The organism is Streptococcus agalactiae ATCC 13813 (genome assembly GCF_000186445.1).
GTDB classification, from domain to species: Bacteria; Bacillota; Bacilli; order Lactobacillales; family Streptococcaceae; genus Streptococcus; species Streptococcus agalactiae.
Genome location: NZ_GL636070.1, coordinates 545200 through 558579, shown reverse-complemented (window position 1 = coordinate 558579; position 13380 = coordinate 545200). Strand labels below are relative to the sequence as shown.

Annotated in this window: 11 protein-coding genes and 1 pseudogene; 3 read left to right on the top strand and 9 right to left on the bottom strand. The window is 35.6% G+C overall.

Annotation, left to right across the window (positions count from 1 at the left end; translation table 11 throughout):
• Window positions 1-103 precede the first annotated feature (103 nt).
• The 3 genes and pseudogenes from ppdK to ccpN all read right to left on the bottom strand — a co-directional run bounded on the left by ppdK (window position 104) and on the right by ccpN (window position 4231).
• Window positions 104-2748, bottom strand: a pseudogene (gene ppdK / locus HMPREF9171_RS110355) (pyruvate, phosphate dikinase).
• Window positions 2749-2760: 12 nt separating this feature from the next.
• On the bottom strand, window positions 2761-3591 hold the full coding sequence (locus HMPREF9171_RS110365; protein ID WP_000390096.1) for a pyruvate, water dikinase regulatory protein: 831 nt from the start codon (window positions 3589-3591) through the stop codon (window positions 2761-2763).
• A gap of 10 nt (window positions 3592-3601) precedes the next feature.
• A complete protein-coding gene (gene ccpN, locus HMPREF9171_RS110370) occupies window positions 3602-4231 on the bottom strand; it encodes a transcriptional regulator CcpN (protein WP_100224448.1) in 630 nt (209 codons plus the stop codon).
• A gap of 173 nt (window positions 4232-4404) precedes the next feature.
• Here ccpN and HMPREF9171_RS110375 point away from each other — a divergent pair, with 173 nt between their 5' ends.
• Window positions 4405-5385 carry a 3-hydroxyacyl-CoA dehydrogenase gene (locus HMPREF9171_RS110375; protein WP_256365589.1) on the top strand — a complete coding sequence of 327 codons (981 nt, stop codon included), beginning with the start codon at window positions 4405-4407 and terminating at the stop codon, window positions 5383-5385.
• Window positions 5386-5431: 46 nt separating this feature from the next.
• Here HMPREF9171_RS110375 and HMPREF9171_RS110380 read toward each other — a convergent pair whose 3' ends face one another.
• The 3 genes from HMPREF9171_RS110380 to HMPREF9171_RS110390 form a co-directional block, all read right to left on the bottom strand.
• Complete coding sequence (locus HMPREF9171_RS110380; protein ID WP_000158744.1) at window positions 5432-5980, bottom strand: cysteine hydrolase family protein; 549 nt, start codon at window positions 5978-5980, stop codon at window positions 5432-5434.
• Between the two features lie 66 nt (window positions 5981-6046).
• The gene (codY, locus tag HMPREF9171_RS110385) at window positions 6047-6832 is read right to left on the bottom strand and encodes a GTP-sensing pleiotropic transcriptional regulator CodY (RefSeq protein WP_001133183.1); all 786 of its coding nucleotides are present in this window, start codon (window positions 6830-6832) and stop codon (window positions 6047-6049) included.
• Window positions 6833-6957: 125 nt separating this feature from the next.
• A complete protein-coding gene (locus HMPREF9171_RS110390) occupies window positions 6958-8169 on the bottom strand; it encodes a pyridoxal phosphate-dependent aminotransferase (RefSeq protein WP_000688108.1) in 1212 nt (403 codons plus the stop codon).
• A 266-nt stretch (window positions 8170-8435) separates the two neighbouring features.
• Between HMPREF9171_RS110390 and HMPREF9171_RS110395 the strand changes: the two genes are divergently transcribed.
• The gene (locus HMPREF9171_RS110395) at window positions 8436-8888 is read left to right on the top strand and encodes a universal stress protein (protein ID WP_000080032.1); all 453 of its coding nucleotides are present in this window, start codon (window positions 8436-8438) and stop codon (window positions 8886-8888) included.
• A gap of 55 nt (window positions 8889-8943) precedes the next feature.
• Here HMPREF9171_RS110395 and HMPREF9171_RS110400 read toward each other — a convergent pair whose 3' ends face one another.
• Complete coding sequence (locus tag HMPREF9171_RS110400) at window positions 8944-10326, bottom strand: HAD-IIB family hydrolase (protein ID WP_000974897.1); 1383 nt, start codon at window positions 10324-10326, stop codon at window positions 8944-8946.
• 68 nt (window positions 10327-10394) lie between these two features.
• On the opposite strand from HMPREF9171_RS110400, the gene HMPREF9171_RS110405 reads away from it, so the two are divergent.
• On the top strand, window positions 10395-11357 hold the full coding sequence (locus HMPREF9171_RS110405) for an asparaginase (RefSeq protein ID WP_000723060.1): 963 nt from the start codon (window positions 10395-10397) through the stop codon (window positions 11355-11357).
• 34 nt (window positions 11358-11391) lie between these two features.
• Here the strand turns inward: HMPREF9171_RS110405 and aroE are convergent, their stop codons facing one another.
• Window positions 11392-12270 carry a shikimate dehydrogenase gene (aroE, locus tag HMPREF9171_RS110410; protein WP_001086863.1) on the bottom strand — a complete coding sequence of 293 codons (879 nt, stop codon included), beginning with the start codon at window positions 12268-12270 and terminating at the stop codon, window positions 11392-11394.
• Between the two features lie 97 nt (window positions 12271-12367).
• Window positions 12368-13282 carry an aldo/keto reductase gene (locus HMPREF9171_RS110415; protein WP_000939990.1) on the bottom strand — a complete coding sequence of 305 codons (915 nt, stop codon included), beginning with the start codon at window positions 13280-13282 and terminating at the stop codon, window positions 12368-12370.
• Window positions 13283-13380: the final 98 nt, after the last annotated feature.

Below are 13380 nucleotides of genomic sequence, written 5' to 3'. Positions count from 1 at the left end.
AGATAGTCTCTACTATTATAGCATATTAAACTCTCAATGTTATCACATTATCCCAGCTTTTCATAATAAACGCTTCTTACCTATGATAAGAAGCGTTTACTGTTTATTTATCTATTGTTATATCATTTCTGCTTTGTTTGATTTTAGCCTGTGCAGCCGCTAATTTAGCAATAGGAATCCTAAACGGCGAACACGATACATAATGTAACCCCTGTTGGTAACAGAACTCAATAGATGATGGTTCTCCACCATGCTCTCCACAGATACCTATTTTAAGGTTTGGCTTAACTTCTTTTCCTAACCTCACTGCCTGTTCAATAAACCTTCCTATTCCTTTTTGATCTAAAACTTGGAAAGGGGCTTTTTTTAGAAGTCCTTTATCAACGTATTCTCCTAAGAATTTTCCAGCATCATCTCGTGAAAATCCAAAGCTCATTTGTGTTAAATCATTGGTCCCAAAACTAAAGAAATCCGCAAACTTTGCAATATCATCCGCTTTCATACAAGCTCTTGGTGTTTCAATCATTGTCCTAATAGGAAATGATAAGTTAATTTTTTTAGATTTACTCTCCTCAATAATTGTCTCTTCAATCAGATCACGTATTATAGAGATTTCTTCATGCGCTGTCACTAAAGGAATCATAATTTCTGGCTTTGCCTCATATCCCTCTTTCATTGCAAGTATAGCGCCTTGTACAAGAGCTCTCACCTGCATTTGGTAAATTTCCGGATAGGTAATCGCAAGTCTACAACCACGATGACCTAACATAGGGTTGAATTCTTCTAATGTTTGAATCCGTTTTTCAATAGCTAAAGTAGATATCCCCATTTGTCTTGCCATAGATTCGATAGACTCTTTATCATAGGGTAAGAATTCATGTAAAGGAGGGTCAAGCAAACGAATCGTACAAGTTTTACCTTTCAATACTTTAAAAATTTGATAAAAATCGTCTCTTTGGAAAGATAAAAGCCTTTCTAGAGCCTTCCTTCGACTCAATACATCATCTGCTAAAATCATTTCTCTAACGACTGGAATACGTTCATCGTCAAAAAACATATGTTCCGTGCGACAAAGACCTATTCCTTCGGCTCCAAAGTCCAAGGCCTTTTGAGCATCTCTCGGATTATCTGCATTTGAACACACCATCATATCTCGATTTTCATCTACCCATTTCATAAATATCTCAAAATCACGATCTACGCTAGTCTCTGCCATCGGAACTTGTCCTATATAAACATTTCCTGTAGCACCATCGATTGATAACATCTCACCTTCTTTTATCGTTTGATGCCCAATAGAAATTTCTCGTCTTACTTCATCAACCAATAATTGACTACAACCTGCAACGCATGGTTTCCCCATTCCTCTGGCTACTACTGCCGCATGGGAGGTCATTCCGCCTCTTGCTGTTATAATCCCGTTTGCACTAACCATCCCCTCGATATCTTCAGGTGATGTCTCTTGTCTGACCAATAGCACTGGATTTCCCTTTTTCATCTCTTGAACAACATCTTCTGCATGGAAATAAACTTTCCCATAAGCAGCTCCAGGAGAAGCTGGAAGTCCTGTCGTCAAAAGAATAGCTTTCTTTAAACTTTTCAAGTCAAAAGAAGGGTGTAATAACTGATCTAATTGTTTGGGCTCGATACGTAGTATAGCTTCTTCTTTACTAATTAGGCCTTCATTTACTTGATCTACTGCTATTTTGATAGCTGCCTTCGCTGTACGCTTACCGCTTCTCGTCTGAAGCATATAAAGATTACCATTTTCAATTGTAAACTCCATATCTTGCATATCGCGATAATGAGCTTCTAACTTTTGGGTAACGCTTACAAACTCTTGGTAAATAATAGGCATTTGTTCTGCCAATTTTGATATGGATTGTGGTGTTCTGATACCTGCAACAACATCTTCTCCTTGTGCATTAATCAAATACTCACCAAATAAATTTGCTGCTCCTGTTGATGGGTTTCGTGTAAAAGCAACTCCCGTTCCGCTGTTATTTCCCATATTCCCAAAAACCATAGCTTGGATATTAACGGCTGTTCCAAGCGTCTCCGAAATATCATTTAATTTACGATAAATCTTAGCTCTTGGATTATTCCATGATTTAAAAACTGCCTTAATTGCTAACAAAAGCTGCCTTTTAGGATCTTGCGGAAATCTTTCTCCTGCTTCTTTTTGATATAGTTCTTTGTAAAATTCAACAAGTCTCTTTAAATCTGAACCAGTTAGTTCTGTGTCATCTTGATAACATTTATCTGTCTTAAGTCGATCTAAAATGGTATCAAATTTATATTTTGGAATACCTGTAACCACATCTGCAAACATTTGGATAAAACGACGATAACTGTCATAAGCAAAAGCTCGTCTTCTGTCTTTTTCACTAAACCCTGGACACTACGATCATTTAACCCTAAATTTAAAACTGTATCCATCATACTAGGCATTGAAAAAACTGCTCCTGACCGAACTGACACCAACAAAGGATCATCAACACTTCCTAATTGCTTGTTCTGTTCAACCTCCAATTGTGCCATTTCTTGATCAATTTGACTAAGAATACTCTCTCGGATATGGCAAGCGTTATCATAATAATCATTACAAGCCTGTGTTGTAATAGTAAAACCTTGTGGTACCGGTAACCCAATACTCGTCATTTCAGCTAGATTAGCCCCCTTACCACCTAGCAGTTCCTTCATTTCCTTACAACCTTCATCAAAATGATACACAAACTTAGTTTCCATCAGCGTCTCCTTTTACAGATTTTTAGCTACTTGTCCATTTGTTTTTAAGATTTCTAAAATAATCGTTGCTGTTTCTTCGATTGCTTTATCAGATACATTAATGATTGGGCAACCTAAATTTTTCATAACTTCTTCAGCATACCTCGTCTCCTCCAAAATCCGTTCTAAACTGGCATAATTTGCCGTACTAGAAAGACCTAAGGACTTTAATAGAACTTTTCGGACTTGATTAAGATGATCAACCGAATTAGTTAGTCCGATAATCCTCCTAGAATCAATCATACGTAATTCTTTAGGAACAGGAACCTCTGGAACCAAAGGAATATTAATAACTTTAATATTTTTATCTGCTAAAAACATACTTAATGGCGTTTTGGAAGTTCTTGAAATTCCTATAATAACTAAAACTGCTTGTAAAATACCTCGTGGATCTCTCCCATCATCATATTTTACTGCAAATTCTATTGATTCTACTCTTTTGAAATAATCATTGTCTAAGCGTCGTAAAATCCCTGGTTCTCCCAAAGGATCTATACCCGATATCCTTGATATTCCTTGAATAACATTTGTTAATAAGTCAACATAAGCATAAAGTTCACTTTCACATCGTTTCTGTGCATAGGAAGCCAAAGCAACATCAACTAAACTAAACATCATAAATACTGTCTTCTGGCTAGCCTCTTCAAAAACTTGTTCTAGGCGTTCCTGACTGTTAATATAGGAAAAACGTTGAAAATGCCAATCATCATGTCCTGGAAATTGTGACAAACATGCTTTCGCAATAGCTTTGGCTGTTTCCCCTAAAGAATCTGAAATAATAAATATAGTGAGTTGATCTTCCATCAGTTTCCTCCTAATAATCTCTTATTTCTAAAAACAAACTAGCAAGGATTGTTTTAGATAATTTCCCGATCACTTTAAATTTTTCGGGATATTGCTTATCATGACGAACGACAGGGAGACTATCCACTTTCCTGCTCACTAATTTATCAGCTGCCGCAAAAAGACTTTCATTTTCTAAAACAGTTGTCACGTGTGGCATACGTGTCATCACCATTCCTATTGGCATTTTAGAAAGATCTCCTCCGCCAATACTGGTTTTTAGTAAATCTTTACGTGACACGACTCCACAGAGAAAATCATCATCATCCAAGATAAAAGCACAACCAGTATCTTCCATAAAAATATTTACAATAACATCATAAACTGAATCTTTTTGATGAACTGTCAGAGGGATCCCCATAATTTCTGAAACTGTCATCTTTTCAAAATGACTTGTCCCTATTGAAGCATGATACTGTCCTAAATAAAAATAACCAACCTTAGGTTTTGCATCTATGATACCTAGCATACTTAAAACCGCCAAATCAGACCTTAGTGCTGCTCTTGTTACTCCTAATTTCTCAGCTATTAGCTCACCAGTAATGGGCTGAAACTGTTTGATAATATCAATAATTCTTTCTTGCCTTTGATTTAATTGAATAAGATCACCTTCTTTATATATTGTATACTATTTATTTTATATGTTATATTATATATCTTTTTTTACTGAAATCAAGTAAAAAAAGATACTATTTTAAAAATAATCATACTATATATTTGCTTTTAGACATATCTTTTGTTAAACTTTCTTCGAAAACGTTTTCGAATATAAGTATCGGAGGTTGTAATATGACAATTAAAAATCTCACTGTTGCAGGAAGTGGCGTTCTAGGTAGTCAAATCGCCTTTCAAGCAGCTTACAAAGGAATGTCTGTCACCATCTATGACATTAACGATGAAGCTTTAAATAAGGGAAAAGAACGCATCAAAAAATTAGCTAAAGTCTATCAATCAGAAATTGAAACAGCAAAAGAAGCATATAGTGATAAAGCTAAAAGTATCAAGTATAATAAAAACTTATTGCCTAGCTTAGACCATATTTTTCTTTCAAAAGTTGCCGATTCATTAGACTTGATTGCTGATTTACCAAACCAAATTACTTTTTCAAAAAACTTAGACCAAGCTGTAAGTGACGCCGATTTAGTAATCGAAGCTGTCCCAGAAACAGTTAGTATAAAAGAAGATTTTTATAAACAATTAGCTAAAGTGGCACCTTCAAAGACAATCTTTGCAACAAATTCTTCAACACTTGTTCCAAGTCAGTTTGCTGATATAACAGGACGGCCTGACAAATTTTTAGCAATGCATTTCGCTAACAATATTTGGCAAAATAATATTGTTGAAATTATGGGACATAAGGGAACTGACGACGAGGTTGTCAAAGAAGCTTTGGCATTCTCAAAAGATATTGGTATGGTACCTTTACATATTCATAAAGAACAACCTGGCTATATTCTTAATTCAATACTAGTTCCATTCTTAGAGAGTGCATTAGCATTGTACTATAATAAGGTTTCTGATTCTGAAACTATTGATAAAACCTGGAAGTTAGGAACAGGAGCACCGATGGGACCTTTAGAAATTTTAGATATTATTGGCATCGATACCGCTTATAATATCATGAAGAATTATTCAGACACCACCAGCGATCCTAATAGTTTACATGCTCACCTTGCAAAAATGCTTAAAGAAGAATTCATTGATAAAGGACGTACCGGTAAAGCTGCTGGACACGGCTTTTATGATTACGACTAAACTATAAAAGAGGTTAGATAAAAATCTAACCTCTTTTATAATTCAACTAAAGAATAGTTGCACCAAGAACAGTTTTAAAATGATTTAAAGCCCATTGATGATTACTATCATTTAAGCTAGCTACAGCTGCTGCTGGGACCTCAATTTTATAACCTAAGTTATAAGCATCAATTGCTGTGTGTAATACACAAATATCTGTCAGTACTCCTGTCAATATCAAAGTATCTACTCGTCTTTCACGTAGGCGAATATCTAAATCAGTGCCAGAAAAGGCAGAATAATGGCGCTTATCTATCCAAAAAACACGACTATCTTCCTTAATAGTTTCATATAGAGTTCCCAAAGGACCATATAGGTTTCTACCAGAAGTTCCTTTAATATTATGCTCAGGAAAAAGATTGGTCTCTGGATGAAAAACATCTCCAATATCATGATTATCAATCGCAAAAAAAATATAATCCCCTGACCGGTATGCTTTCTCTGTAACGTCAGCTATAGCTGAAGCGATAGATTGCGCTGGTTTACCTGCCGTTAATTTCCCATCATCTGCCACAAAATCATATGTGTAGTCTATTGAGATGAGTGCTTTTGTCATTTTTCTTCTTATCTCCTCTTGATTTCAAAAAAGGAACTGAAAGCTACTCCCAGTCCCATGCTATGATTAATTATATTCTTTTAATTTGTCAAAAATACCTTCGTTAATAACTTTGAGGTATGTTCCCTTCATACCGAGTGAGCGGCTCTCAATGATTCCCGCAGACTCCAATTTACGAAGAGCATTTACAATAACGGAACGTGTAATTCCAATACGGTCTGCAATAACAGATGCCGTTAGGCGTCCTTCAAGTCCATCTAATTCTCCTAAGATAGCAGCTACAGCTTTCATTTCTGAATAAGATAGAGTGTTGATAGCCATTGTCACCGCTGTTTGTTTACGAATATTTTCTTCTAGATTTTCTGTTTGAAGGTTAAGTAATTGAATACCAACAACGGTGCTTGCAATTTCAACTAAAATCAAATCATCGTCGCTAAATTCTTTATCATTACGCCAGATAATAAATGTTCCCAAGCGCATTCCACCACCATAAATTGGAGCGATTGTTGTAATACCATCTTGGAAGTTTTCCTTTGTCTCAACTGGGAAAATTGACAAATCATTATCTACTGATAAGTTAGCTTCTGTATCATAAACACGACTAGCAGATTTAACATAGTAATCTGGGAATTGTTTTGTTTCAAAAAATTCTTCCACACGGTCAGTGTTTGTTTTATATTTCATGGCATAGCCAAGTAAGTTACCACCACCATTAATAATACATGCGTTACAGTCAATAATATCAGCTAATTGAGCCGCCATTGTATTATATGGTAATTCGGCATCTAAGCTATCTACGGAACGCTGTAAGATGGATGTAATTTTTCTAGTTTTTTCTAATAAATTCGGCATTTCCTTCATCCTTTGTATGTTTTGCGTTACAATTATATCAAAGCATTTTAGCTTTTGCAAATCGATATCAGTACATTTTAAGAACTTCTATTATTAATTTAATATTTATCTAATAAAAATTCATTCTAGCGCTTGTATTGGCTTAAAAAGCGAGCCATTTTTTCTTGTAGTTCAGTCAATTCATCAACACGTGGTAAGTAAACAATTCTAAAATGGTCAGCGGTATTCATATTAAATCCTCTACCGTGTGTTAGTAATACTTTTTCTTGTTTTAAGAAATTAAGCACAAACTCTTCATCATTATCAATACGGTACATATCTGTATCAATTTTAGGGAAAAGATACAGTCCAGCATTTGGTTTTACAGCAGATAAACCAGGTATTTCATTAATTGCTTTATGGATATAATTACGTTGCTCGTAGATACGACCTCCTGGCAACAACATACTATCAATAGATTGCTGTCCGCCTAACGATGTTTGAATAACCTGTTGAGCAAGAACATTTGAACACAGCCTCATGTTAGCTAACATATTCAAACCTTCAATATAACCTTTAACATGTTGTCGCGGACCAGACAATACCATCCAACCAACGCGGAAACCACAGATGCGATGTGATTTAGATAAGCCAGATAAAGTAACTGTAAAAATATCCTCTGCAATAGAAGCAATTGGGATATGCTCCATTCCATCCATAACTAAACGGTCATAAACCTCGTCTGAAAAAATAATCAAGTCATTTTGTCTAGCGATATCCACAATCTCTTGCAGAATTTCACGCGGATAGACTGCTCCAGTTGGATTATTTGGATTAATGAGGACAATTGCTTTTGTTTTGGATGTGATTTTTGATTTGATATCATCAATATCAGGATACCAATTAGCTTCCTCATCACAAATATAATGCACAGCATTTCCACCAGCAAGGCTAACACAAGCTGTCCATAACGGGTAATCTGGCATTGGAACTAGAACCTCGTCATCATTATCAAGCAAAGCTTGCATTGACATAGAGATTCCCTCACTAACACCATTAACAATGTATATATCATCCATGTCAACATGGATGTTTTGTAACTGGTAATACTGCATAACAGCCTTACGAGCTGAAAAAATACCTTTCGAATCAGAGTAACCTTCTGATTCACGCGCATTCGTAATTAAATCACGAATGACTTCATCTGGCGCTTCGAAGCCAAAGGCAGCTGGATTTCCAGTATTTAACCGCAATATCTTTTCACCATTTGCCCTCATGCGGTCCGCCTCTTCTAAAACAGGGCCTCTAATATCATAAGCCACATGTTCCAGCTTCATTGATTTATCAAATATCTTCATAAAAATACCTCGTATCTTCCATTATAAAACAAATATTCTCAAAATTGAAACATTTACTGCGGTTTATCAAGCGATTAAGTTAATATTAAGCTATTTCAGAAAACTAACATAAAACGCTTTCATTTTTCTAGAAAAAACGTTATAATATAGCTATAAAATGAATAACCAACATATCTAACTTACTCATCACTCACTCCTTCTGATAAGATGGCTAGTTGAGTGCAAGAGGTTATCTCTTTTGGTTATATTTAGAGGAGGACAGGCTTATGTCACAAAAATATGAACGCATCCTTGTCGCTATTGATGGATCAACAGAATCTGAACTTGCTTTTGAAAAGGCAGTTAACGTTGCTCTTCGCAATGATTCTGAATTAATCTTGACACATGTTATAGATACACGTGCTCTACAAAGCTTTGCGACATTTGATACTTATATCTATGAAAAATTAGAAAAAGAAGCAAAAGATGTCCTTGAGGAATATGAAAAACAAGCTCGTGAAAAAGGAGCAGATAAAGTTAGACAAGTCATTGAATTTGGTAATCCCAAAACATTACTTGCACATGATATTCCAGAAAAAGAAAAAGTAGACTTGATTATGGTTGGTGCAACAGGTCTTAATACCTTTGAACGTTTCCTTATCGGATCTTCCTCAGAATACATCCTTCGTCACGCTAAAGTAGATTTACTCATTGTACGTGACCCTAATAAGACAATGTAAATTTAAATACGCTCACTTTCTAAAATATCCTGAGTTATATTAACTCAGGATATTTTTATTTTCGATTTAAGGATTTCTGAATTTGGCTATCTAATTCACGTCGAATTGATGGCTCAGGAGCGAAATGTTCTTCCCAGTCGTCTGGTTTTAAAATTTTATGAGTAACAGGATCAAAATGAGGTTTGCCATCTGGAAAGATTTTACCCATATTGGCCTCATGTACTGTATCAAAAAGAGGTTTTGGGTCGACTCCCATAAGAACAAAGGAGCCATAAGTCAGGTAAAGTAAATCTGTTAAGGCATCCACTTCTCCCACTAATGGTGTTTCTGGATGGTCTTTAGAAATAACCTTATCTCTTGCTTTATCAATAGCTAAGTGTAAATTACGGATAGATTGGTCAAATACTTTTTGGTTACCTTGACTAGCAGCATACAAGAACTCAACGATTTCTTCTACTTTAAAGTCCGACCTAAAACCAGCTTCCTTACTGTCATATAAGCGTGGCGTTTCAATAGTTTCACCATCCATTAATAGATGGAAGGATTTTACTTTATTGAAATTCTCGTCACGACTACTGAATGTTTTTTCAATCTCAAATTGAATAAGTCCATAATGGGCTAATGCCTTAGAGATACCATCATCATTATTGTCAGCAGTTGTATAACGTGCATTTTCTTTCACTTGCTGACTAGCGTTCCCCATGGCAACACCAATGCCAACTTGAGATAACATCTCAATATCATTATCAGAATCTCCAAATGCTATCACTTCTGATAAATCAAAACCATAGCGTTGACCAACACGTTCAATTCCCTTAACTTTTGACTGCCCTTCAGAAATGACATCCATTGAGTAAGGACTGCTTCTTGTCAATTTAACACGAGGAAATTGTTTTTGAATTCGCTCTGATTCGCCCTCTGTTGCAACTAAAACGACCTGATAAATAGGTTCTCGTAAGATAACCATGAGGCTATCAATATTTTGAGGTTTAATCCGACGAATAAAATGCTTAAAGCTTCGTTCAATCGCTTTTGCCCATTTTCTCGGAACAAGGCTAGATACAATCTGCCCCAAACGGCTAGTTCCTAGACCAATAATACCTGAACCGAGTAATCCCGAGGCTGTTCCTAATGAAATTTCTCTTCTTCTTGCTCCAGCATAACGAATCAGACGATAGACAGTTGTCTTAGATAATTGATTGGTATAAATAATTTCACTTCTACTATAGATATATTGACCATTATAGGTTACAGCAAAATCTAAACCAAGGTTTTCTAAAAAAGGTTGTACAAAACTAGGACCTCGCCCCGTTGCTAAACCGACTAGTATTCCTTGGTCTTTCAAATTTCGAATTGCTTTAATTGTTGACTTTTGTACATTCTTACGATCATTAAGAAGTGTACCATCAATATCAAAAAATACTGCCTTAATTGCCACTGGGTCAACATCCCCTCTTTTTTATGATAAAATAAATTATATCACAACTTGAAAGAAGTATAAAATCAATGAAAAAAATCCTTGTTCTACACACAGGTGGAACGATTTCCATGAATGCTAACGAGAAGGGACAGGTCATGTCCAGCGCCGATAACCCAATGAAATACGTTGATTTATCATTAGATGACCTTGATTTGACTGTTGTAGATTTTCTAAATCTTCCCAGTCCCCAAATCACCCCTCATCATATGCTTGATATCTATCACTATCTGAAACAACATGCCAGTAATTTTGATGGTGTTGTCATTACGCATGGGACTGACACCTTAGAAGAAACAGCATATTTTTTAGACACAATGATACTCCCTAAAATCCCAATCATCATTACCGGTGCTATGAGAAGCACAAATGAACTTGGTAGCGATGGCGTTTATAATTACCTATCAGCCCTCCGTGTCGCTAATAGTACTAAAGCTGCCGACAAAGGGGTGCTAGTTGTCATGAATGATGAGATACATGCTGCTAAATATGTCACAAAAACACATACAACAAACGTTTCAACCTTCCAAACCCCTACACATGGACCCCTTGGGATTATTATGAAACAAGACCTGCTTTTCTTTAAAGCAACTGAAGAGAGAGTTCGTTTTGATTTAGATAAAATTACAGGAACTGTTCCTATCGTGAAAGCATATGCTGGCATGGGTGATAGTGGTATCATTAGCTTTTTAAATTCTCAAAATATTAGCGGATTAGTTATTGAAGCACTCGGTGCAGGGAATATGCCCCCAAAAGCTGCACAAGAAATCGAAGAATTAATTGAGCAAGGTGTCCCTGTTGTTCTAGTGTCTCGCTGTTTTAACGGTATTGCTGAGCCGGTTTACGGATATGAAGGTGGCGGAGCAAGATTACAAGAATCTGGTGTCATGTTTGTTAAAGAACTAAACGCTCCCAAAGCCAGACTCAAATTACTCATTGCACTCAATGCAGGTCTCACAGGGCAAAATCTAAAAGACTATATTGAAGGTTGATAAAAAACTCTAGAAATATTTCTAGAGTTTTTTATTAATTTTCAGTTTGTAATACTCTCTCAACACTGCTAATAGGCATTTCTTGATTCGTTATTAATTGAAATGCTTCTGCTCCTTGATAAATCAGCATCCCTAGACCATTATAAGCATGTTTCACTCCATTTTGTCTAACAAATCGTAACAATGCTGTTTCTTTAGGCTTGTAAACCAAGTCGACAACTACTAAATTCGGTGTTAAAATTTCTGGATCGTTAATTAAACTATAATTATCTAATGGCTTCATTCCTAAACTAGTAGCATCAATATAAAAATGACTAGTTCTAATAGCGTCTTTAAATGCTGTCTTATTTTCTAGATAATCAACGACTACCTTTATTTGAAACTGTTTTTTAATTTTATCTGATAAGTCAATGACCTTATCGTAATTTGAGCTGTTACGATTAAATAATCTAATTTCCGCAACTCCCTCCATAGCTGCTTGAACTGCAACTGCTTTACCTGAACCACCAATACCAGCTATTGTAATTATTTTATTTTTAGCACTGAAACCTTGAGCTGCTAAAGCTTTAAAACAACCAATACCATCTGTCATATGGCCTACTAAACGTCCGGTTCCACCTTGATTAACGATAGTATTTACAGCACCCACTAATTTAGCTTGAGGAGATAAATCATCTAGCAAAGGGATAACACTCTGTTTAAATGGCATTGAAACATTAACACCACGAATACCCAATGCCCTGACACCTCGAACAGCTTCTGTTAATTTACCCTCTTCTACTTCAAATGTCAGATAGGCATAATTCATGTTTTTTTCTTGAAAAGAGGTATTCCACATTAACGGGGATAGAGAGTGGCGTGCAGGATTGGCAATTAGACCAGTTAGTAAAGTTTCCCCATTTAATGAATTCATTGTATAACCTTCTTTCTTAACAATTTATTTCAGTTCATTTTACCAAAAACTGACTCAATTAAAAAGAGAGTATGTAATTTATACTCTCTCCCTTAGTTTAAGGCAATATATTACCTGCACTACGGTAAATATCATACCTTTCTTCACGGGTTAAAGCGATATCATTAGCCTTATCAATTGCCTTTAAACGAGATGGATTCATTGAACCAACAATCGCCTGTATTTTGGCAGGATGACGTAAAATCCATGCAATCACAATAGCTTCGCTGCTAACATTGTAGTTTTTTGCCAGTTTAGCTATGGTTTCATTTAATTCCTTATAATCCGGATGATTAACAAATAAACCACGAGATAAATCAATTTGAAATGGAGACCAAGCTTGAATGGTAACTCTTTTAAGACGACAATAATCAACAATGCCATCATCATGTTCAATTGAAGCTTTATTTAACATGTTAACATTTAACCCTGCATCAAACATTGGTGTATGTGCTGGCGATAATTGAAGTTGATTCACTGCTAAGGGCTCGTCAAGGTAGGATTGTAACAATTCCATTTGAAACCGGTTTTGATTGCTAACACCAAAGTGTTTTACTTTACCTTCTGCCCTCAGTTTGGAAAATGCTTCTGCTACTTCTTCAGGCTCAACTAATACATCTGGACGATGAAGAATGAGAAAATCTAAATATTCTGTCCCTAATCTTTCTAAAATACCATCTACTGATGATAAAATATACTCTTTAGAAAAATCAAAGTAACCTTCTCGTATCCCACATTTAGATTGAATAATCATTTTGTCACGATTGACATTTAAATGTTTGATTGCATCTCGAAAGCGTAATTCAGATAGCCCTCCCCCATAAATATCAGCATGATCAAAAAAATTAATACCCAAATCTAATGCTGTTCCAACTACTTCTTCAGCTTGTTTTCCTTCCAAGTCACCCATTCTCATACAACCTAAAGCAATTCGAGTTGCTTGAATGCCTGTTTGTCCAATGTTTTGTAACATATGCACCCCATTCTAATCTGTTTGTATTAACAGAAAGATTAATCAATTCATTATAACAAAATTTCTATGAAAAGGCTTACTATTACAAATGCAAAAAG